The following is a 20,439-nucleotide window of genomic DNA, read 5'->3' as shown; positions in this document are numbered from 1 at the left end:
GCAGACCGGCCCCCCGGGAAACCCGGGGGGCCGGAGGTCACTGCCTGTTCTGGGGGGTCGTCACTTGTTGACGGCCAGGTTGCCGAAGGCGGGGTTCAGGATGCCGACGACGTTCACGCTGTTGCCCGAATCGTTGACCGGGATGTGGATCGGGGCCTGGACGAGGTTGCCCGAGGCGATGCCCGGGGAGCCCACGGCATTGCCGTCGGCGTGCGCCCCGGTGGTGGCGGAGGCCATTCCGGCACCGGCGGCCAGCAGGCCACCCGCCACCATCGTCACGGCCGCTGCCTTCTTCAGGTTCTTCACTTCTAAGCCCTCCTTGCGATCGCCGCGGCAGTCGCCGCAGCACGCACTGGAGAACGGTGGAGATCCGCGGAGGATGCGCCATCTGGGGGACATTCCCACGACGGTATGAATCTCAGTCCGGAGCGGAACCCTCCGCATTGCCGTCCGTCACGCCTTGCGGAGAGCGTTTCAGCCGGTCACGCCATGGCGTACGGCCCACAGGGCGGCCTGTGTGCGGTCCGCGAGGTCGAGTTTCATCAGGATGTTCGAGACGTGTGTCTTGACGGTCTTCTCGGACAGGACCAGGGCTCTGGCTATCTCGCGGTTCGAGCGGCCGTCCGCGATCAGGCCGAGGACCTCGCGTTCGCGCTCCGTCAGGGAGCCGGCTCTGCCCTGCCCGGAGTTGGCCTCCTCCTGCGACAGCAGGGCGCCCGCGACCTCGGGCTGGAGCAGGATGTGGCCGGCGTGGACGGAGCGGATGGCTCCGGCCAGCGCGTCCGGGTCGACGTCCTTGTAGACGTACCCGGCGGCGCCCGCGCGCAGAGCCGGGATCACCGTGCGCTGTTCGGTGAAGCTGGTGACGATGAGCACGCGCGCGGGGTTGTCCAGCTCGCGGAGCTTGCGCAGGGCGTCGACGCCGTCCATCCCCGGCATCTTGACGTCCATCAGGACGACGTCCGGCTTCAGCTCCTCGGCGCGGGCCACTCCCTCGGCGCCGTCCGCGGCCTCCCCCACGACCTCGATGTCGTCCTGTACTTCGAGGAACGTGCGCAGGCCCCGGCGGACCACCTGGTGGTCGTCGACGAGCAGCACCTTGATTGCGTCAGCCACCGGGGACCTCCATCTCGATCACGGTGCCCTTGCCGGGCGCCGATTCCACGGTCAGCGTGCCGCCGACGCCGCTCGCCCGGTCCCGCATGGAGACCAGGCCGAGGTGGCGTCCCGCGCGGCGTACCGTCTTCGGGTCGAAGCCGCTGCCGTCGTCCGTGATCCGCAGGACCGCTCCGCCGGCGCGCCGGTCGAGGGTCACGTCGACGTGCTCGCCCCCGGAGTGCCGCAGCGCGTTGTGCAGGGCCTCCTGGGCGACGCGCAGCAGGGCCTCCTCCTGGGCGGAGGGCAGGGCCTTCACGCCGCGGCCGGCGAAGGTGACGCGGGCGGTGTGGGCGCGGTCGAGGACCTGGATCTGGGTGCGCAGGGTGGCGACGAGGCCGTCCTCGTCGAGGGCGGCGGGGCGCAACTCCACGACCGCGGCGCGCAGTTCGTCGGCAGCCTCGGCGGCGAGGGCGGCGACCTGGTGCAACTCGCCCTTGGCGCGGGCCGGGTCGCGGTCGATCAGTGCGGCGGCGGCCTGGGCCGTCAGGCGCAGGGAGAACAGCTTCTGGCTGACCGCGTCGTGCAGTTCGTGGGCCAGGCGTGAGCGTTCCTCGGCGATGGTCAGCTCGCGGCTGCGCTCGTACAGGCGGGCGTTGGTGAGGGCGATCGCGGCGTGCTGGGCGAGGATCCCGAGCAGTTCCTCGTCCTCCTCGGTGAAGCCGCAGCTGCCCTCGGGCTTGGGGCAGTTCTTGTTCGCGAGGAACAAGGCGCCGATGACCTCGTCGCCGTCGCGGATCGGCAGGCCGAGGAAGTCGGACATGTCGGGGTGCGCCGACGGCCAGCCCTCGAAGCGGGGGTCCTTGCGGACGTCGGCGAGGCGCTCGACCTTGGCCTCCTGGAGCATCGCGGCGAGGATGCCGTGCTGGCGGGGGAGCGGGCCGATGGCCTTCCACTGCCGGTCGCTGACGCCGTCGACGACGAACTGGGCGAAGCCTCCGTGGTCGTCCGGCACGCCGAGTGCGGCGTATTGCGCGTCGAGCAGCTCGCGGGCGGAGGCGACGATCGTCTTGAGGACGTCGCGCACCTCCAGATGCCTGCTCATGGCCAGCAGCGCGGAGCTCACCGCGGCGAGGCCGGACCTGGGGGCGTGACTCATGCCCTCACGGTACCGGCGGGGTGTGACAGTCGGATCGGACCTGTGGAGGCGGCCGGCTAGGGCGGCGGTCCTAGTCCTTTGGTCCCCCGACCAGCGGCTTAGGGCGAACGGCCCGGATGCGCGACTTAGGACGAAGTGCCCCGCGACGTTGCGGCCCGCGTCCGAGGCGGGGCGGACGGGCCCGTTCCTACGTTGAGGGCACCGCCGATCCGAGGCGGCTGGGACGAGGGGACGGTTGTCATGCCGGTAGCGATCATCACGGGGGCTTCGAAGGGGCTGGGGCGGGCGCTCGCCGAGGCGCTGGCCGCGCGCGGCTGGGATCTGGTGCTGGACGCAAGGACGCCGGAGGTCCTCCAGGAGACGGCGTCCGGGCTCCGGGACACGCACGGCACGCGCGTGACGGCCGTTCCGGGGGACGTCACGGACGCCGGGCACCGGGCCGAGCTGGTGGCCGCCGCCTGGAAACTGGGGGGCGTCGATCTGCTGGTGAGCAACGCAAGCGCGCTGGGTGCCGAGCCGCTGCTACGGCTGGAATCGTTGCCGCTGGAAGGGCTGCGGCGGGCGCTGGAGGTGAACGTGGTCGCCGCGCTGGCCCTGGTGCAGGAGGCGCTGACGCTGCTGCGGGCGGCCAGGACGGGCGCCGTGGTCACGGTCAGCTCGGACGCGGCCGCCGAGGCGTACGAGACATGGGGCGGGTACGGGGCCTCCAAGGCGGCGCTGGACCATCTCGCGGCGGTGCTCGGCGAGGAGGAACCCGGGCTGCGGGTGTGGGCGGTCGACCCCGGGGACATGGCCACGGACCTGTACGCGGCGGCCGTACCGGACGACGACGATCCGCGGCCGGCGCCGGCGAGTGTCGTGCCGGCGTTCCTGCGGCTCCTGGACGAGCGGCCGGCGAGCGGCCGCTACGGGGCTCCGGCTCTGCTGGAGGGGCGGCGATGACGCCGGCGACGGGGGTTTCCTCGCGCGAGCCGGTTCGAGCGTGGAAAGTGCCGGAGGAGTTGTCGGCGCGGGTGCCGGCCGAGCAGCGCGGGGCGGGGCGGGGCCGGGACGACGTACGGCTGCTGGTGTCGCGGGGCACCGAGGTGTCGCATCACACCTTCCGTGAGCTGCCGCGGCTGCTGCGGGCCGGGGATCTGCTGGTCGTCAACACGTCGGAGACGCTGGCCGCCGCTGTGGACGGGCGGATCGGGCACGCGCGCGTGGTGGTGCACTTCTCCACGCGCGGGGACGACGGGCGGTGGGCCGTCGAGCTGCGGGATCCGGACGAGCGGGGCACTACGCGCGCGCGTGCGGGCGGGCCCGCGGGTAGTGAGGTGCGGCTGCCGGGCGGGCTGCGGCTGGTCATGGAGGAGCCGCTGAGCCCGGGGAGCGGGCGGCTGTGGTGGGCGCGGGTCGGCGGGCCCCTGGGGAGCGGGTGTGCGGACCGTCACCAGGCGGTGGGTGCGTTGGATCTCTCGGTGGACGGGCCTGACACGGAGAGCGGGGCAGAGCCCTGCGCAGGGGGCGCGGACGCGGAGGGCGTGACGGGGGCATCCGCCGACGCCGTCGCGGAAGGCACGACAGGGGCATCCACAGGCGCCGTCGCGGAAGGCACGACAGGGGCATCCACAGGCGCCGTCGCGGAAGGCACGACAGGGGCATCCACAGGTGCGTCCGCGAAAGGCACGACGGAGGCATCCGCAAGCGCGGACGCGGGCGGCACGGCGGAGCCCTCCGTGGCCGGCCCGGACAGCGGGTCCGCGGCCGGCCCGGACAGCGGGCTTCTCGGGCTCATGCGGGAGCGCGGGCGGCCGATCCGCTACTCCTATACCGAGCGTGATCAGCCGCTGTCCGTGTATCAGACGGTGTTCGCGCTGCCGTCGGCCGACGGTGCGGGCAGTGCGGAGATGCCGAGTGCGGCGCGGCCCTTCACGGTCGGGCTGGTGACGGAGCTGGTCAGCAGGGGCGTGCAGATCGCACCGATCAGTCTGCACACGGGGGTGGCCTCGGCGGAGGCGCACGAGCCGCCGTATCCGGAGCGGTTCGCGGTGCCGGAGGCGTCCGCCCGGCTGATCAACGCGGTGAAGGCCGGGGACGGCCGGGTCGTCGCCGTCGGGACGACGGCCGTGCGGGCGGTGGAGTCGGCAACGGACGCCGACGGGGTCGTACGCGCGCGTGAGGGGTGGACGGACCTCGTGGTGACGCCGGAGCGCGGGGTGCGGGTGGTGGACGGGCTGCTGACCGGGCTGCACGAGCCGGAGGCGTCGCACCTTCTGATGCTGGAGGCGGTCGCCGGGCGGGCCGCGATCAGCCGCAGTTACGACGAGGCGCTGCGCGGGCTCTACCTGTGGCACGAGTTCGGCGACGTGCACCTCATCCTCCCGGCGGAGAGCCCTCACACAGAGCGTTGCTCCAGCAACTGTTGGTGAGACTGATACACGCCCGATGTGAGCCCGCGCATAGGGTCCACATCACGTACGAAAGTCCGTAGTAGGCAATGACGTCCCTTTTGAGCGGGACAGACGGTCCTGTCTGTCCCGTTTTGCCCTTCCCGGCTCCACTATCGAGGATCGTACGTCACACCTTTGCCAGGCAATTTTGCGGCCGCTAAGAATTGCTCTCGTCGCTCAGCGCCGTGGGTTCAGCCCGCGGCGTTTGTGCAGGAAGCACCCGTGTCCCACGTCGGACAGCGAGCGACCTCCGCGCTATTCGAAGAGGTCCCACTGCCATGCTCAAGAACGCCAAGAACCGTGGTCTGAGTCGTTCCATCAACAAGCGTCAGAAGATCGCGATCGCTGGTGTCACCACGCTCGGTGCCGCCGCCCTGGCCATCTCCGCCGTACCCGGAAACGCCCAGACGACCACGGCCGAAGCCCCCACGGGCAAGGTGGCCTACAGCAACGAGCAGATCAAGGACGTCAAGGGCAAGGTCACGGACCAGCTCGCCGCCGAGAAGGTGAAGGCCGAGGAGCTGGCGGCCAAGCACAAGGCCGCCGTGGCCAGCGCCAAGCACCGGGCCGCCGTGGCCCACGACAAGCACGTGGCCGCCCAGGCCGCCGCCAAGCAGCGGGCCGCCAAGGCCGCCGCCGCGAAGAAGGCCGCCGCCGAGCGCGAGGCGAAGGAGGCCGCCAGCCGGTCCGCCAAGCGCGCCGCGGTCAAGCCCGTCGCCGCCAAGAAGGCCTACGCGAACAACCTCGACGGTTGGATCCGTGAGGCCCTGGACATCATGAAGAAGCACGACATCCCGGGCACCTACCACGGCCTGCACAAGAACATCATGCGGGAGTCCTCGGGCAACCCGAACGCGATCAACAACTGGGACATCAACGCCCAGAACGGCGTCCCGTCGATCGGTCTGCTCCAGGTCATCAAGCCGACCTTCGACGCGTACCACGTGCCGGGCACCGCGCACAGCCAGTACGACCCGGTCGCGAACCTCACCGCCGCCGCCAACTACGCGGCCGACCGGTACGGCTCGATCGACAACGTCAACAGCGCGTACTGAGCGAGGTAGGCGCGGGCCTCTGATCCGTACGCCGAAGGGCGGCACCCTCCTGACGGGGTGCCGCCCTTCGGGCGTTCCAGGCGGCCGCTACTTGCGCATGACCTCGGGCTCGTGGCGGCGCAGGAAGCGCGCCACGAAGATGCCGCAGATCACGCCCAGGACGATCAGGGCGATCATGTCCATGGCCCAGACCCCGACGGTGTGCTCCCACAGCGGGTCGTTGCTCTCGCCCTGGCCGGGCGGGCTGATCTTGTTGAAGTCCAGCGTGGCGCCCGCGGCGGCCACCGCCCAGCGCGACGGCATCAGATACGAGATCTGGTTGGCGCCGATCGAGCCGTTGAGGGCGAAGAGGCAGCCGGTGAACACGACCTGGATGATCGCGAACATGACCAGCAGCGGCATGGTCTTCTCGGCGGTCTTCACCAGCGCCGAGATGATCAGGCCGAACATCATCGAGGTGAACCCGAGCGCCATGATCGGCACCGACAGCTCCAGCAGCGTCAGATTGCCGAAGACCAGGCCCTCCTCCGGGATCTCCCGGCCGGCGAAGCCGATGACGCCGACCATCAGGCCCTGCAGCACGGTGATGAAGCCGAGCACGAAGACCTTGGACATCAGGTACGCCGAGCGGGACAGGCCGGTCGCGCGCTCCCGCTCGTAGATGACCCGTTCCTTGATCAGCTCACGCACGGAGTTCGCGGCGCCGGCGAAGCAGGCACCCACCGCGAGGATCAGCAGCACGGTGGTGGCCGTGCCGTTCGGGATGATCCGGCCCGTCTGCGGATTGGCCGGGTTGGGCAGCAGGCCCTTGCCCGAGTCGATCAGCAGGCTCACCGCGCCCAGGACGCCCGGCAGGATCACCATCAGGGCCAGGAAGCCCTTGTCGGAGACGATCACCGAGATGTATCGGCGCACCAGCGTGACGAACTGCGACATCCAGCCCTGCGGCTTCGGCGGCTTCATCGCCTGCATCGGCGGCATCTGTACGGACTGCGGAGCAATCGCGTCGATGTCCGCGGCGTACATCTGGTAGTGCTGCGAGCCCTTCCAGCGTCCCGCCCAGTCGTAGTCGCGGTAGTTCTCGAAGGCGGAGAAGACATCGGCCCAGGTGTCGTAGCCGAAGAAGTTCAGCGCCTCCTCGGGCGGGCCGAAGTAGGCGACCGCGCCGCCCGGCGCCATCACCAGGAGCTTGTCGCACAGCGCCAGCTCGGCCACCGAGTGGGTCACGACGAGGACCGTACGGCCGTCGTCGGCGAGGCCGCGCAGCAGCTGCATGACGTCGCGGTCCATGCCCGGGTCGAGGCCCGAGGTGGGCTCGTCCAGGAAGATCAGCGACGGCTTGGTCAGCAGCTCCAGGGCCACCGAGACGCGCTTGCGCTGGCCGCCGGAGAGGGACGTGACCTTCTTGTCCCGGTGGATGTCCAGCTTCAGCTCGCGCAGCACCTCGTCTATCCGGGCCTCGCGCTCGGCCGCCGTGGTGTCGGCGGGGAAGCGGAGCTTGGCCGCGTACTTGAGGGCCTTCTTGACGGTCAGCTCCTTGTGCAGGATGTCGTCCTGCGGGACCAGACCGATGCGCTGACGCAGCTCGGCGAACTGCTTGTAGAGGTTCCGGTTGTCGTAGAGGACATCGCCCTGGTTGGCGGGGCGGTAGCCGGTGAGCGCCTTGAGCAGGGTGGACTTGCCGGAACCGGAGGGTCCGATGACCGCGATGAGCGACTTCTCCGGGACGCCGAAGGAGACGTCCTTGAGGATCTGCTTGCCGCCGTCGACCGTGACGGTGAGATGGCGGGCCGAGAAGGAGACCTCACCGGTGTCGACGAACTCTTCGAGGCGGTCGCCGACGATCCGGAAGGTGGAGTGGCCGACGCCGACGATGTCGGCGGGGCCGAGCATCTGCGAGCCGCCCTTGGCGATCGGCTGGCCGTTGACGTACGTGCCGTTGTGGGAGCCGAGGTCGCGGATCTCCATGCGGCCGTCGGGCGTCGAGTGGAACTCGGCGTGGTGCCGGGAGACCTGGAGGTCGGAGACGACCAGCTCGTTCTCCAGGGCGCGGCCGATGCGCATCACGCGGCCGATGGAGAACTGGTGGAACGTGGTGGGGCTGCGGTCGCCGTAGACCGGCGGCACGCCCGCGCCACCGCCGGGGCCCTGCTGTTGCGGGATGTGCGCGGCCTGCTGCGGCTGCTGCCAGCCGGCCTGCTGGGCCTGCGGCTGCTGCTGCGGCGTCGGCTGCTGGGCCGGGGCCTGCTGGGCCCAGCCCGCCTGGGCGCCCTGCGCGGCGTACGGCTGCTGCTGCGGCTGGGCCTGCGGCGTGGCGACGGAGGCCGCGGTGCCGGAGACGTTCAGGCGCGGTCCGTCGGTCGCGTTGCCCAGGTGCACGGCCGAGCCCGGGCCGATCTCCAGGTGGTGGATCCGCTGACCCTGCACGAACGTGCCGTTGGTGCTGCCGTGGTCCTCGATGACCCAACTGCGGCCGCCCCAGCTGATCGTGGCATGCCGCCACGACACCCTGGCGTCGTCGAGCACGATGTCACCCTGCGGATCGCGTCCGAGGGTGTAGGGCCTGGACGGGTCGAGCGTCCAGGTCCTTCCATTCAATTCCAGTACGAGTTCCGGCACTCCATGCCCCACTGAGTAGTCCCCCGAGTTACCCCCATCACAGGGAGTCTAGGGATGTCGAACATCGTCGGGAACTATTTCAGGCTCCGCCCCCTGACCGAAAGCCGGGCCTTGTGTGCACCACGCCCACGCGCTTCGAATGGTTCCGTTGACGGGGTTGAAACCAGCCCGGAGAGTGGTAATCCACGCGAGGGGGACATGCGCGGCGAACGGCCGCGCCGCGGATCGGGGGGTCTGCCATGAGTGCGTCCACGTACGTCGGGACCTCGAAGGGCTCGAGGCTGCCGTGGGGAGACATCCTGCTGTCCGCGATCGCCGCGGTGAGCTGGGCGTTGATCGGGATGGCGGGCACGGCCGCGCTCGGACTGCATCTGCTGGAGGCGGACTCGGCGAGCTCCCTGGGCCCGATGACCGCGGCTGTGGTGGCCCTTGGGGCGGGTGGTTCCATCACACCGTCCGGGGATGTGTCCGCTTTCGGATTGACCGGCGCGGAGGCGGCGACCGCCATCGAGATCACGCCACTCGGGGTGAGCCTGGTCGGTGCCGTCCTGCTGTCGTGGTTCTTCTTACGGTCGTTGCGGGGCGCGGGAGTTGTGATCGCGCCGGCCGAACTCCTCGCGCGCGCGGGTGCGGTGGTCGCGCTGTTCGTCGCGACGCTGGGCGGCCTGGCGTGGGCCGGGCACGACGTCATCACGATCGACGGGAGTTCGCTGGGGCTGGACGATCTGCCGGGCGGGGGTGGCGGCGGCGGTCTCGAGATCCCCGGCGTCGGCGACATCGGCGGACTGCTGCCCGATCAGATCGGCGATCTCGTCGACGCCAAGGCGGCGGTCGGCTTCACCGTGGACACGGCGCCGACGCTGCTCGGCGGGCTCGGCTGGTCCGCCGGCATCCTGCTCATCGCGCTGCTGGCCTCGCGCCGTACTCCGCTCCCCCGTGCCTGGGAGGCCGTGCACCGTGTCGTACGGCCCGCCGTGTCCGCCCTCGTCACGGTGCTGCTGGTGGCGGTCCTGGCCGGGCTCGCGGCGGCGGCGTACGCGGCGATCGGCGACGACCACCCCGAGCGGATCGCCGGTGCCGCGCTGCTCGGCGCCCCGAACGGCGTGTGGCTCGGCATCCCCATCGGGTTGTTCGTGCCGTTCGACGGCCGGGCGACGGGAGTCCTGGTCGGCCTGCTCCCGGACCCCCTGGACGACCTCCTGAACAGCGGCGACGACCAGTCCGTGACCCTGAGCCGACTGGCCGACCTGGACAGCCGGGTGTGGATGCTGGGCGTCGCGGCCGCCGTGATGATGCTGCTCGCGGGGGTGCTGACGGCTGTGCGGACGCCGGTGGTGTTCGGGGGTGGGTCTGGGGCCGTGGCCGTGGGTGGTTCAGGCGCCGGGGCCGTGGGTGGGCCAGGGGCCGGGCGCATGGGCGGCTCGGGTGATCGCGAGGGCGTACGGGATCCGGGGACCCTGCGTTTCGCCGGGCGGTGTGCGTTGCGGCTCGGGGTCGCCACGGCGTTGGCGCTGCCGCTGCTGGCGTGGCTGGCGAAGGTGTCCGTGGACGCCTCACTGTCGGTGCTGGGGTTCGACGCGTTCGGCGCCGGGGTGGAGCTGCGGGGGAACCTCGGCATGGCGCTGGTCCTCGGGGCGGCCTGGGGTGCGGGGGCGGGTGCCGTGGGTGCGCTGCTGGCCCGCGCGACGGGGGCCGCGGGGCAGCGGGCGGCGCCATTGACCCGGGGGGCGACCGTGGGCACGGTCGGTGATTCCGGCACCGGCGGCGGCGCGGGTACGGCCACCGAGGGCCCCGGTGCTTCGGGCCACGCGAGCCACTCCGGGCCGTACACGCCCGGCACTCCGTACCGGCCGCCGAACCCCGCCACGAACCCGTATCTGCGGATTCCGGACGAGATGCGCGAGCCGGAGGACGCCCGGCCGCTGGGGGCCGCGCCGCCGGGCGGTGACGGCAAGCCCGACGAGCCGCCGCCCGACAGGGGCGACGACATGTACGGCGCGCCCACGGTCGTGCGGCCGTTCACACCGCCGCCGAGGTCGCCCCGGACTCCGCGGCGGCGTGAGAACGGGTCGTCGTCCGGGACGGGCGACGGGCCGCCGCCTCCGCCGCCCCCTCCTCCGCCGGCACCACCGAGGAGGCCGAAGGGACGGCCGTGAAGGTCCGGAAGGCAATCGGAGCGCGGCTGCAAGAGGCCGGGAGTCAATCGGAGTGCGGCCGTGAGGTGTCGGGCCACAGGTGATCCTGGGGTGGTGCACGGCCACTGGTGCAGAGGTGTCCGGAACGTAAGGCCTTCGCCACCGGGTCGACACCCAGTGTTCCGTGTCCGCTAGACGGACCTCAGGGGCGGCAGGCACTGGGTGCCGGATACGGTGGAAGCACCATGAGCGCTTCGCAGACCTCTGAGTTCCCCACCCTTCTCGTCAAGATCTTCGGGAAGGACAGGCCGGGTATCACCGCCGGCCTCTTCGACACGCTGGCCGCCTACTCGGTCGACGTGGTCGACATCGAGCAGGTCGTCACCCGTGGCCGGATCACGCTGTGCGCGCTCGTGACGCAGCCGCCGGCCGGCCAGGAAGGAGATCTGCGGGCGACCGTCCACAGCTGGGCGGAGTCGATGAAGATGCAGGCGGAGATCATCTCCGGCCTCGGCGACAACCGCCCGCGTGGCCTCGGACGCTCCCTGGTGACCGTGCTGGGGCACCCCCTCACCGCGGAGGCGACGGCCGCCATCGCCGCCAGGATCACCAAGTCCGGCGCCAACATCGACCGTATCTTCCGGCTCGCCAAGTACCCGGTGACGGCGGTGGAGTTCGCGGTCTCCGGCGCGGAGACCGAGCCGCTGCGCACCGCCCTGGTGACGGAGTCCGCGGCACTGGGTGTCGACATCGCGGTCGTCGCGGCCGGACTGCACCGCCGTGCCCAGCGTCTGGTCGTCATGGACGTGGACTCCACGCTCATCCAGGACGAGGTGATCGAGCTCTTCGCGGCGCACGCCGGCTGCGAGGACAAGGTGGCCGAGGTGACGGCGGCCGCGATGCGCGGGGAGCTGGACTTCGAACAGTCGCTGCACGCACGCGTGGCGCTGCTGGCGGGGCTGGACGCCTCGGTGGTGGACAAGGTGCGCAGCGAGGTGCGGCTGACGCCGGGCGCGCGCACGCTGATCCGCACGATGAAGCGGCTCGGCTTTCAAGTGGGAGTCGTCTCGGGCGGGTTCACGCAGGTCACGGATGATCTGAAGGAGCGGCTCGGGCTCGACTTCGCCCAGGCGAACACGCTGGAGATCGTCGACGGGAAGCTCACCGGCAAGGTGACCGGCGAGATCGTCGACCGGGCGGGCAAGGCGCGGCTGCTGCGCCGGTTCGCCGCCGAGGCGGGGGTGCCGCTGTCGCAGACGGTGGCGATCGGTGACGGCGCCAACGACCTCGACATGCTGAACGCGGCCGGCCTCGGTGTCGCCTTCAACGCCAAGCCGGTGGTGCGGGAGGCCGCGCACACGGCGGTGAACGTGCCGTTCCTGGACACGGTCCTCTATCTGCTCGGGGTCACCCGCGAAGAGGTCGAGGCCGCGGACATGCACGACGACGAGGAATGACGACCTGAAACGGCCGGACCGTGAGACACCCGGACGGCCCAAGCGCGAAGGGGCCCGGCGCCAAGACGGTGCCGGGCCCCTTCGTGCGGGTCGGTCACTCGGACGGAGCCCAGTAGTCCAGCAGCGTGGCCACGCCGGGCTCCAGCGTCTTCCAGGTGCCGCTGAAGGACAGGACGGCGAAGGCGGAGGCCGGGAAGCCGCGGCGGCTCATCCGCTCGCGCGCGTCATCGTCGGCGGAGCCGGACAGGATGTCGGCGAGGCCTTGTACGCCGGGGTTGTGGCCGATCAGCAGGACGTTCTGTGCGTCGTCCGGGGTTTCGTTGAGCAGGGCGATCAGCTCGCCGGGCGAGGCCTCGTAGACCCGCTCTTCGTAGACGGTTTTCGGCCGGTGCTGGAACTCGTGGACGGCGAGCTTCCAGGTTTCCCGGGTCCGGGTCGCGGTGGAGCACAGGGCCAGGTCGAAGGGGATGGCGGTGTCGGCGAGCCTGCGGCCGGCCTCCGCCGCGTCCATTCGGCCCCGCTCGGCGAGCGGCCGCTCATGGTCGGTCACCTGTGGCCAGTCGGCTTTCGCATGCCGGAAGAGGACAATCCTGCGGGATTCTGCGACGCTCATGAGATCCAGCTTCGCATGAAACAGGCCATGGGGCGCAGGTAGTTGACGGGGCGCCTCCGGGGGCGCTCAGTGCGTGATCAGCTGCTGTATGCGCTCGAGGAGCTGGGTGATCGCCGGCTCGGCGGTGGCGGCCTGCGCGTCCGCCGGGTTGAGAATCAGCGTCAGCAGCGTGATGAACGCGAGCGTCGGCAGGGCCAGGGCCCACCAGGGCAGCCGGATCTCGGCACGGCCCGTGGACGCCGGCTGGGGCGAGGTGTGCGTACGGGCCGACATGATGCCTCCGCGGATCTTCGAGTGGTCGGTGTCCGCCTGTCGCGGCCACATCTCGAAGTTACGGACCGATCGGCCCCCAACCCATCCGGTGATCCACCCAGTTGACCCTGACACTCACCCCCTAGGGGATGGGGGGCTAGCCCCACCATCGGCTGCCGGGCTGTGTCGCGGGACGTCCGGCGGGGGCCCGGTTCAGGGTGAGGCGATCGTCGCGATGACGCCGATGATCACGAAGATGGCGAAGAACGCGCCGAAGACGAGCAGCAGCTTCTTCTGGCCGTTCTGGGGGTTCGGGTCGAGCACTGGCATACGGGAAGTGTCCCACCCGCCGTCCGGGCCCGCCCCGCGGGGGTACGGTCAGCGGGCCGCTTCGTCCTCCACGACGCGGTTGCGGCCCGCGAGGACGCCCACCGCCATCTGCGGGATCATCAGGCCGGCCATGAGGGCGATCGGCAGCCCCCAGCCGCCGCTGTGCTGGTAGAGCACGCCGACCAGGAGCGGGCCGGGGATGGAGATCAGATAGCCGGTGCTCTGCGCGAAGCCCGACAGCTGGGCCACGCCCGCGCTGGACCGGGCCCGCATGCCGACCATGGTGAGGGCCAGCGGGAACGAGCAGTTGGAGATGCCCAGCAGCACGGCCCAGACCCAGGCGCCGGAGACCGGGGCGAGGTACAGGCCGGCGTAGCCGACGAGGCCGCAGGCGCCCAGGGCGAGCACGATGGGCCCCTGGTGGGGCAGCCTGGTGGCGAGGCGCGGGATGACGAAGGCCAGTGGCACGCCCATCACCATGGTGACGGCGAGCAGCAGACCCGCCGTGCCGGCGTGCACCCCGGAGTCCCGGAAGATCTGCGCCATCCAGCCCATCGTGATGTAGGCGCCGGTGGCCTGGAGCCCGAAGTAGACGGCGAGGGCCCAGGCGGTGCGGCTGCGGGTGATGCGCACGGGGGGCGCGTCCACGCGCGCGTGCTTCTGCTCGGCGGCCGTGCCGGGCGCCGCTCCCCGGTCCCCCCGGTCCCGCACGAAGGGGATCCACGGCACCACGGCGGCCACCGCGAGGCCCGCCCACACCGCGAGTCCGCTGTGCCAGTTCCCGCCCAGCACCTCGGTCATCGGGACCGTCACGGCCGCGGCGGACGCGGTGCCCAGGGCCAGGGCCATCGAGTACAGGCCGGTCATGGAGCCGACCCGGTCGGGGAACCAGCGCTTGACGATGACCGGCATCAGGACGTTGCTGACCGCGATGCCCATGAGGGCGAGCGCGGTGGCGGCCAGGAAGCCGGCCGTGCTGCCCACGTACGGTCGTACGAGCAGGCCCGTGGTGATGGCGACCATGCCGGCGCACACCACGGCGCCGGGGCCGAAGCGGCGGGCCAGGCGCGGGGCGGCGACGCCGAAGACGGCGAAGCACAGCGGGGGCACGGAGGTGAGGAGTCCGGCCACGCTGCCGCTCATGCCGAGCGCGTCGCGGACCTCTTCGAGGAGGGCGCCGAGGCTGGTGATGGCGGGGCGGAGGTTCAGCGCGGTCAGCACGATGCCGACCACGAGCAGCCGCATCGTCCACGCGCGCGTGGCGGGTTCCGAGAGGGTGTCTGTCTCAGGGTTGCGTATACGCATGGACGTCACCGTCCGGGTTTCCTCGCTTGCCATGCCACCCATCATAGAATCATGGGATGATTGGTTGTCCACCCCCGGGCCGCCCGGTCCCGGTCCTCACGTGCGAAGGTCTGCCATGCCCCTGAGCCACCCCCGCCGCTCGGCGCTGTCCGAGCAGGTCATCGCGGCCTTGCGGAACCAGATCGCCTCCGGCGAATGGCCCGTCGGCTCCCGCATCCCGACCGAGCCCGAGCTGGTCGAGCAGCTCGGTGTGGCCCGCAACACGGTCCGAGAGGCGGTCCGTGCCCTCGCGCACAACGGCCTGCTGGACATCCGCCAGGGCTCCGGCACCTATGTGGTGGCGACCAGCGAGCTGGCCGGTGTCATGCACCGCCGCTTCACCGACACCGACCCCCGGCACATCGCCGAGCTGCGCTCCACGCTGGAGTCGGGCGCCGCCAAGCTGGCCGCCGTGCGGCGCACGGAGAAGGACCTCAAGCAGCTGGACACGCTGCTGGCGCGGCGCGAGGAGGCCTGGGAGTCGGGGGACACGGAGGCGTTCGTGGCAGCGGACGCGACCTTCCACCTGGCGGTGGTCGCGGCCTCCCACAACGACGTGATGACCGCGATGTACGCGGATCTGGGCGAGGTCCTGGTGGACTGGCTGCGCGACGACGTCGGCACGGAGCTGACGCCGGAGTCGTATCTGGACCACGCGCGACTTGTCGACGCGATCCGCGCGGGCGACGCGTCCGCCGCCGCGGACGAGGCGGCGGGATATCCGTTCCACTGCCGGCCGGGGCGCGTCAGCCCTCCCGACGGTGACTGACCCACGCCGAGTCGATCTCCTTCCAGCAGCGGGCCGTCAGCCGTACGGTCTGCGCGGGCTCGGCGTCCACCGCGGAGCCGTCGCTGTCCAGGTCCCACCAGCGCAGACACTCGACATGCAGGCTCACGCTGTCGGTCTCCGGATAGGGGTTGTGGCAGAACGCGGTCACCCGGGAACCGGCGACGTCGATCCGGCACGCGGCGCCGAACGGCTCCTCGGGCTCCGTTTCGGCGACGGCTTCGGCGGAGTGCACACGCGCGTGGGCTATCGCCGCGCAGGAGACGGGCAGTACGAGTGCGACGGCGACGGTCGTTGAGGCCAAGCGGCGGGACAAGCGCACAACGGGACCTCCTCGGCCGTACGGGAGAGGGGTTCGCGTGAGGAACGCGTACTCAAGGGTGCGCGCCCGGCGGCCCCGGCCGCCTCGCCGGATGAGCCGAACGGGTGACGCCCCGCTCCCCGCGCGGCGGCGGGAAACGGGGCGTCGACGGCGTACGGAGGATCAGGCGCCGATGGCGTGCAGGCCGCCGTCCACGTGGATGATCTCGCCCGTGGTCTTCGGGAACCAGTCGCTCAGCAGGGCAACGACACCCTTGCCGGCCGGCTCCGGGTCCTTCAGGTCCCACTCCAGCGGGGCGCGGCTGTCCCACACGGAGGCCAGCTCCGCGAAGCCCGGGATGGACTTGGCGGCCATCGAACCGATCGGGCCCGCCGAGACGAGGTTGCAGCGGATGTTCTGCTTGCCCAGGTCACGCGCCATGTAGCGGCTGGTGGCCTCCAGGGCGGCCTTGGCCGGGCCCATCCAGTCGTACTGGGGCCAGGCGTACTGCGCGTCGAAGGTGAGGCCGACGACCGAGCCGCCGTTCTGCATCAGCGGCAGGCAGGCCATGGTCAGCGACTTCAGGGAGTACGCCGAGACGTGCATGGCCGTGGCGACGGACTCGAACGGCGTGTTCAGGAAGTTGCCGCCGAGGGCGTCCTGCGGGGCGAAGCCGATGGAGTGCACGACTCCGTCGAGGCCGCCGAGCTCCTCGCCCACGATGTCGGCCAGCCGGCCGAGGTGCTCGTCGTTGGTGACATCGAGCTCGATGACCTTGGTGGGCTTGGGGAGCTTCTTGGCGATGCGCTCGGTCAGCGTGGGCCGCGGGAAGGCGGTCAGGATGATCTCGGCACCCTGCTCCTGGGCCAGCTTGGCGGTGTGGAAGGCGATGGAGGACTCCATCAGCACACCGGTGATCAGGACGCGCTTGCCCTCGAGAATTCCGCTCATGGTGATCAGTGACCCATTCCCAGTCCGCCGTCAACGGGGATGACGGCTCCAGTGATGTACGAGGCGTCGTCCGAGGCGAGGAACCGCACTGTCGCGGCGATCTCCTCCGGCTGCGCGTAACGACCGAGCGGCACCTGCTTCACGATGCCCTCACGCTGCTCGTCGGTGAGCACCTTGGTCATGTCGGTGTCGACGAAGCCGGGCGCGACGACGTTGAAGGTGATGTTGCGCGAGCCCAGCTCACGGGCGAGGGAGCGCGCGAAGCCGACGAGGCCGGCCTTGGAGGCGGCGTAATTGGCCTGGCCGGGACCGCCGTACAGCCCGACGACCGAGGAGATCAGCACCACGCGGCCCTTCTTGGCGCGCAGCATGGCGCGGTTGGCGCGCTTGACCACACGGAAGGTGCCGGTGAGGTTGGTGTCGATGACCGAGGTGAAGTCCTCCTCGGACATGCGCATCAGGAGCTGGTCCTTGGTGACGCCGGCGTTGGCGATCAGCACCTCGACCGGGCCGTGCTCGGCCTCGATCTCCTTGTAGGCCTGCTCCACCTGCTCGGTGTCGGTGATGTCGCACTTGACGGCCAGGAAGCCGGCCGGCGGCTCACCCGAGCGGTAAGTGATCGCGACCTTGTCGCCGGCGTCGGCGAAAGCGCGGGCGATGGCGAGGCCGATGCCCCGGTTGCCTCCGGTGACGAGAACCGAGCGGCTCAACGGATCACCCTTTCGATAGGGGTCTGAACACACCCGCCCGAACAGCTGGGTGACAGGCGGCTTCACCGAAAACCTATCGGTCGCGTCCCGGCGGCGGACATTCGGGCACCGACAGTGGCGTACGGGAGTCACTGTCGGGTCTCTACAGAAAGATGCCGACTCCAGCCGGAAACGTGTGGTCCACGGGCCCGCCCGCGCGACATGATCGGTGCCGACAGGCCACGACAGCAGGGAGACCTCCGTGCCTCATACGATCGATGAAGCCTTCACGGCGCTTCCGCTACGCGCCCTGGCCGACGCGGCGCTGGCACGCGCGCGTGCGCTCGGCGCGGAGCACGCGGACTTCCGGTTCGAGCGGGTGCGCAGCGCGTCCTGGCGGCTGCGGGACGCCCGGCTCGCCGGTTCGTCGGACACCACCGACCTCGGCTACGCGGTACGCGTGGTGCACGGCGGCACCTGGGGCTTCGCCTCCGGGGTCGATCTGACGCTGGACGCCGCCGCCAAGGTCGCGTCGCAGGCGGTGGCCATGGCGAAGCTGTCCGCCCAGGTGATCAAGGCCGCCGGGTCGGACGAGCGGGTGGAGCTCGCCGCCGAGCCCGTGCACGCCGAGAAGACGTGGATCTCGTCGTACGAGATCGACCCGTTCACCGTGCCCGACGAGGAGAAGTCGGGGCTGCTGGCGGACTGGAGCGCGCGGCTGCTGGCGGCGGAGGGCGTCAACCACGTGGACGCCTCGCTGCTGACGGTCCACGAGAACAAGTTCTACGCCGACACCGCCGGGACCGTGACCACCCAGCAGCGGGTCCGGCTGCACCCGCAGCTGACCGCCGTGTCGGTCGACGAGTCGAGCGGCGAGTTCGACTCCATGCGCACGATCGCGCCGCCGGTCGGCCGCGGCTGGGAGTACCTGACGGGCACCGGCTGGGACTGGGAGAGCGAGCTGGAGCAGATCCCCGGGCTGCTCGCCGAGAAGATGCGGGCGCCGAGCGTGGAGGCGGGGCCCTACGACCTCGTCGTGGACCCCTCCAACCTGTGGCTGACGATCCACGAGTCCATCGGGCACGCCACCGAGCTGGACCGCGCCCTCGGCTACGAGGCCGCCTACGCCGGCACCTCCTTCGCCACCTTCGACCAGCTCGGCAAGCTCCGGTACGGCTCGGACCTGATGAACGTCACCGGTGACCGCACCGCCGAGCACGGCCTCGCGACCATCGGGTACGACGACGAGGGCGTCGCGGGCCAGTCCTGGGACCTGGTGAAGGACGGCACCCTGGTCGGCTACCAGCTCGACCGGCGCATCGCGAAGCTGACCGGGTTCGAGCGCTCCAACGGGTGCGCGTTCGCCGACTCCCCCGGCCATGTGCCGGTGCAGCGCATGGCCAACGTCTCGCTCCAGCCGGATCCGGCCGGGATGTCGACGGAGGATCTGATCGGCAGCGTGGACCGCGGGATCTACGTCGTCGGGGACCGGTCCTGGTCGATCGACATGCAGCGCTACAACTTCCAGTTCACCGGCCAGCGGTTCTTCAAGATCGAGAACGGGCGGATCACCGGCCAGCTGCGGGACGTGGCCTACCAGGCGACGACCACCGACTTCTGGGGCTCGATGGCGGCGGTGGGCGGTCCGCAGACGTATGTCCTCGGCGGCGCCTTCAACTGCGGCAAGGCTCAGCCGGGCCAGGTCGCGGCGGTCTCGCACGGCTGCCCGTCGGCCCTCTTCAAGGGCGTCAACATTCTGAACACCACGCAGGAGGCCGGTCGATGAGCGCCCGTACCAACAAGCCGCACGAGATCGTCGAGCGGGCCCTGGAGCTGTCGCGGGCCGACGGGTGTGTCGTCATCGCCGACGAGCAGTCGACCGCCAATCTGCGCTGGGCGGGAAATGCGCTGACCACGAACGGCGTCACGCGCGGGCGGACGCTCACCGTCGTCGCGACCGTCGACGGCAAGGAGGGCACGGCCTCCGGTGTCGTGTCCCGCTCCGCCGTGACCCTGGACGAGCTGGAGCCGCTGGTGCGGGCCGCCGAGGCCGCCGCGCGCTCCGCGGGACCCGCCGAGGACGCGCAGCCGCTGGTGGCGGACGTACCGGTGTCCCAGGACTTCACGGACGCCCCGGCCGAGACGTCGTCGACGGTGTTCGCCGACTTCGCCCCGGCGCTGGGCGAGGCGTTCGCACGCGCGCGTGCGGGCGGACGTGAGCTGTACGGCTTCGCCAACCACGAGATGGTGTCGACGTATGTGGGCACGTCCACCGGGCTGCGGCTGCGGCACGACCAGCCCAACGGGACGCTGGAGCTGAACGCCAAGTCGCCGGACCGTACCCGCTCGGCCTGGGCGGGGCGGGCCACCCGGGACTTCAAGGACGTGGACCCGACGGCGCTCGACGCCGAGCTGGCCGTACGTCTCGGCTGGGCGGAGCGACGCCTTGAGCTGCCGGCCGGCCGGTACGAGACGCTGCTGCCGCCGACCGCCGTGGCCGACCTGCTGATCTACCAGCTCTGGTCGGCGTCGGGCCGGGACGCGGCCGAGGGCCGGACCGTGTTCTCCAAGCCGGGCGGCGCGACGCGTCTCGGCGAGAAGCTGAGCGAGCTGCCGCTGACGCTGCGCAGCGATCCGAACGAGCCGGGCCTTGAGTCCGCGCCGTTCGTGATCGCGCACTCCTCCGGGGGCGACCAGTCGGTGTTCGACAACGGCCTGCCGCTGACGGCCACCGACTGGCTGCGCGAGGGCGAGCTGAGCCACCTCACGACCAGCCGGCACAGCGCGGGCCTGACCGGTCTGTCCCTGGCACCGGCGATCGACAATCTGATCCTGGACGGCGGCAATGACCGCTCGATCGAGGAGATGGTCGCGAACACCGAGCGCGGGCTGCTGCTGACCTGCCTGTGGTACATCCGGGAGGTCGACCCGGCGACGCTGCTGCTCACGGGCCTGACCCGGGACGGCGTGTACCTGGTCGAGAACGGCGAGGTGACCGGCGAGGTCAACAACTTCCGGTTCAACGAGTCGCCGGTGGATCTGCTGGGGCGGGCGAGCGAGGCCGGCCGTACGGAGAAGACCCTGCCCAGGGAGTGGGGCGACTGGTTCACCAGGGCCGCGATGCCGGCGCTGCGCGTCCCCGATTTCAACATGAGCTCTGTCAGTCAGGGCGTATAACCTCGTAGTCGGCTGTCACCCGACTGCCCGAGATCATCAAGGA

General features: G+C 71.0%; 19 protein-coding genes. 8 read left to right on the top strand and 11 right to left on the bottom strand.

Annotated elements, in window-relative coordinates; translation table 11 throughout:
* Positions 1–60 precede the first annotated feature (60 nt).
* The 3 genes from chpE to ACFPQ9_RS14245 all read right to left on the bottom strand — a co-directional run bounded on the left by chpE (position 61) and on the right by ACFPQ9_RS14245 (position 2,254).
* Complete coding sequence (gene chpE, locus ACFPQ9_RS14255; RefSeq protein ID WP_380852333.1) at positions 61–306, bottom strand: chaplin ChpE; 246 nt, start codon at positions 304–306, stop codon at positions 61–63.
* 168 nt (positions 307–474) lie between these two features.
* Complete coding sequence (locus ACFPQ9_RS14250) at positions 475–1,116, bottom strand: response regulator (RefSeq protein WP_126390802.1); 642 nt, start codon at positions 1,114–1,116, stop codon at positions 475–477.
* Entirely contained in the window at positions 1,109–2,254 is a 1,146-nt protein-coding gene (locus ACFPQ9_RS14245; RefSeq protein WP_380852330.1) for a GAF domain-containing sensor histidine kinase, read from the bottom strand. The genes ACFPQ9_RS14250 and ACFPQ9_RS14245 overlap by 8 nt, the downstream gene beginning before the upstream one ends.
* A gap of 240 nt (positions 2,255–2,494) precedes the next feature.
* Between ACFPQ9_RS14245 and ACFPQ9_RS14240 the strand changes: the two genes are divergently transcribed.
* The 3 genes from ACFPQ9_RS14240 (at position 2,495) to ACFPQ9_RS14230 (ending at position 5,741) form a co-directional block, all read left to right on the top strand.
* Positions 2,495–3,196 carry an SDR family NAD(P)-dependent oxidoreductase gene (locus tag ACFPQ9_RS14240; protein WP_380852327.1) on the top strand — a complete coding sequence of 234 codons (702 nt, stop codon included), beginning with the start codon at positions 2,495–2,497 and terminating at the stop codon, positions 3,194–3,196.
* Complete coding sequence (locus ACFPQ9_RS14235; RefSeq protein WP_380852324.1) at positions 3,193–4,665, top strand: S-adenosylmethionine:tRNA ribosyltransferase-isomerase; 1,473 nt, start codon at positions 3,193–3,195, stop codon at positions 4,663–4,665. Before ACFPQ9_RS14240 ends, ACFPQ9_RS14235 begins: the two co-directional genes overlap by 4 nt.
* 299 nt (positions 4,666–4,964) lie before the next feature.
* Complete coding sequence (locus tag ACFPQ9_RS14230) at positions 4,965–5,741, top strand: transglycosylase SLT domain-containing protein (RefSeq protein WP_380852321.1); 777 nt, start codon at positions 4,965–4,967, stop codon at positions 5,739–5,741.
* Between the two features lie 87 nt (positions 5,742–5,828).
* Here ACFPQ9_RS14230 and ACFPQ9_RS14225 read toward each other — a convergent pair whose 3' ends face one another.
* Positions 5,829–8,360 carry an ABC transporter ATP-binding protein/permease gene (locus ACFPQ9_RS14225; RefSeq protein ID WP_380852318.1) on the bottom strand — a complete coding sequence of 844 codons (2,532 nt, stop codon included), beginning with the start codon at positions 8,358–8,360 and terminating at the stop codon, positions 5,829–5,831.
* A gap of 239 nt (positions 8,361–8,599) precedes the next feature.
* Between ACFPQ9_RS14225 and ACFPQ9_RS14220 the strand changes: the two genes are divergently transcribed.
* Positions 8,600–10,516, top strand: coding sequence for a streptophobe family protein (locus ACFPQ9_RS14220; RefSeq protein ID WP_380852314.1), 1,917 nt, complete (start codon positions 8,600–8,602; stop codon positions 10,514–10,516).
* Between the two features lie 224 nt (positions 10,517–10,740).
* On the top strand, positions 10,741–11,952 hold the full coding sequence (gene serB, locus ACFPQ9_RS14215) for a phosphoserine phosphatase SerB (protein WP_380852311.1): 1,212 nt from the start codon (positions 10,741–10,743) through the stop codon (positions 11,950–11,952).
* Positions 11,953–12,046: 94 nt separating this feature from the next.
* Here the strand turns inward: serB and ACFPQ9_RS14210 are convergent, their stop codons facing one another.
* From ACFPQ9_RS14210 to ACFPQ9_RS14195, 4 genes are all read right to left on the bottom strand, one after another.
* Positions 12,047–12,565 (bottom strand): SixA phosphatase family protein, encoded by a 519-nt coding sequence (locus tag ACFPQ9_RS14210; protein WP_380852309.1) that lies wholly within the window; start codon positions 12,563–12,565, stop codon positions 12,047–12,049.
* A 66-nt stretch (positions 12,566–12,631) separates the two neighbouring features.
* Positions 12,632–12,838 (bottom strand): hypothetical protein, encoded by a 207-nt coding sequence (locus tag ACFPQ9_RS14205; RefSeq protein ID WP_380852306.1) that lies wholly within the window; start codon positions 12,836–12,838, stop codon positions 12,632–12,634.
* Between the two features lie 192 nt (positions 12,839–13,030).
* Positions 13,031–13,147: an SGM_5486 family transporter-associated protein gene (locus tag ACFPQ9_RS14200; RefSeq protein WP_380852303.1), complete on the bottom strand. Its 117-nt coding sequence runs from the start codon at positions 13,145–13,147 to the stop codon at positions 13,031–13,033.
* A 48-nt stretch (positions 13,148–13,195) separates the two neighbouring features.
* Positions 13,196–14,497, bottom strand: a complete 1,302-nt coding sequence (locus ACFPQ9_RS14195) for a CynX/NimT family MFS transporter (protein ID WP_380852300.1) — start codon at positions 14,495–14,497, stop codon at positions 13,196–13,198.
* A gap of 70 nt (positions 14,498–14,567) precedes the next feature.
* Here ACFPQ9_RS14195 and ACFPQ9_RS14190 point away from each other — a divergent pair, with 70 nt between their 5' ends.
* Complete coding sequence (locus tag ACFPQ9_RS14190) at positions 14,568–15,260, top strand: FadR/GntR family transcriptional regulator (RefSeq protein ID WP_380852297.1); 693 nt, start codon at positions 14,568–14,570, stop codon at positions 15,258–15,260.
* Here the strand turns inward: ACFPQ9_RS14190 and ACFPQ9_RS14185 are convergent.
* The 3 genes from ACFPQ9_RS14185 to fabG form a co-directional block, all read right to left on the bottom strand.
* Entirely contained in the window at positions 15,238–15,600 is a 363-nt protein-coding gene (locus tag ACFPQ9_RS14185) for a hypothetical protein (RefSeq protein WP_380852294.1), read from the bottom strand. The two genes, ACFPQ9_RS14190 and ACFPQ9_RS14185, sit on opposite strands and share 23 nt — an antisense overlap.
* Before the next feature lie 162 nt (positions 15,601–15,762).
* Positions 15,763–16,530 carry an enoyl-ACP reductase FabI gene (gene fabI / locus ACFPQ9_RS14180; RefSeq protein ID WP_380852291.1) on the bottom strand — a complete coding sequence of 256 codons (768 nt, stop codon included), beginning with the start codon at positions 16,528–16,530 and terminating at the stop codon, positions 15,763–15,765.
* Between the two features lie 5 nt (positions 16,531–16,535).
* A complete protein-coding gene (gene fabG, locus ACFPQ9_RS14175; RefSeq protein ID WP_380852288.1) occupies positions 16,536–17,240 on the bottom strand; it encodes a 3-oxoacyl-[acyl-carrier-protein] reductase in 705 nt (234 codons plus the stop codon).
* A gap of 241 nt (positions 17,241–17,481) precedes the next feature.
* Between fabG and ACFPQ9_RS14170 the strand changes: the two genes are divergently transcribed.
* A complete protein-coding gene (locus ACFPQ9_RS14170; protein WP_380852285.1) occupies positions 17,482–19,005 on the top strand; it encodes a TldD/PmbA family protein in 1,524 nt (507 codons plus the stop codon).
* A complete protein-coding gene (locus ACFPQ9_RS14165; RefSeq protein WP_380852282.1) occupies positions 19,002–20,396 on the top strand; it encodes a metallopeptidase TldD-related protein in 1,395 nt (464 codons plus the stop codon). Before ACFPQ9_RS14170 ends, ACFPQ9_RS14165 begins: the two co-directional genes overlap by 4 nt.
* Positions 20,397–20,439: the final 43 nt, after the last annotated feature.

The organism is Streptomyces coerulescens (assembly GCF_042657965.1).
In the GTDB taxonomy this organism is placed as follows: Bacteria; Actinomycetota; Actinomycetes; order Streptomycetales; family Streptomycetaceae; genus Streptomyces; species Streptomyces coerulescens.
This window is presented reverse-complemented; position numbering and strand designations above follow the sequence as displayed.

What these genes read in the sequence shown, in the direction of transcription:
- ACFPQ9_RS14195 (WP_380852300.1), bottom strand. Translation starts at nt 14,497, where the DNA reads ATGATGGGTGGCATGGCAAGCGAGGAAACCCGGACGGTGACGTCCATG.
- ACFPQ9_RS14235 (WP_380852324.1), top strand. Translation starts at nt 3,193, where the DNA reads ATGACGCCGGCGACGGGGGTTTCCTCGCGCGAGCCGGTTCGAGCGTGG.
- ACFPQ9_RS14200 (WP_380852303.1), bottom strand. Translation starts at nt 13,147, where the DNA reads ATGCCAGTGCTCGACCCGAACCCCCAGAACGGCCAGAAGAAGCTGCTG.
- serB (WP_380852311.1), top strand. Translation starts at nt 10,741, where the DNA reads ATGAGCGCTTCGCAGACCTCTGAGTTCCCCACCCTTCTCGTCAAGATC.
- ACFPQ9_RS14205 (WP_380852306.1), bottom strand. Translation starts at nt 12,838, where the DNA reads ATGTCGGCCCGTACGCACACCTCGCCCCAGCCGGCGTCCACGGGCCGT.
- ACFPQ9_RS14165 (WP_380852282.1), top strand. Translation starts at nt 19,002, where the DNA reads ATGAGCGCCCGTACCAACAAGCCGCACGAGATCGTCGAGCGGGCCCTG.
- ACFPQ9_RS14240 (WP_380852327.1), top strand. Translation starts at nt 2,495, where the DNA reads ATGCCGGTAGCGATCATCACGGGGGCTTCGAAGGGGCTGGGGCGGGCG.
- fabI (WP_380852291.1), bottom strand. Translation starts at nt 16,530, where the DNA reads ATGAGCGGAATTCTCGAGGGCAAGCGCGTCCTGATCACCGGTGTGCTG.
- ACFPQ9_RS14230 (WP_380852321.1), top strand. Translation starts at nt 4,965, where the DNA reads ATGCTCAAGAACGCCAAGAACCGTGGTCTGAGTCGTTCCATCAACAAG.
- ACFPQ9_RS14210 (WP_380852309.1), bottom strand. Translation starts at nt 12,565, where the DNA reads ATGAGCGTCGCAGAATCCCGCAGGATTGTCCTCTTCCGGCATGCGAAA.
- ACFPQ9_RS14220 (WP_380852314.1), top strand. Translation starts at nt 8,600, where the DNA reads ATGAGTGCGTCCACGTACGTCGGGACCTCGAAGGGCTCGAGGCTGCCG.
- ACFPQ9_RS14245 (WP_380852330.1), bottom strand. Translation starts at nt 2,254, where the DNA reads ATGAGTCACGCCCCCAGGTCCGGCCTCGCCGCGGTGAGCTCCGCGCTG.
- ACFPQ9_RS14190 (WP_380852297.1), top strand. Translation starts at nt 14,568, where the DNA reads ATGCCCCTGAGCCACCCCCGCCGCTCGGCGCTGTCCGAGCAGGTCATC.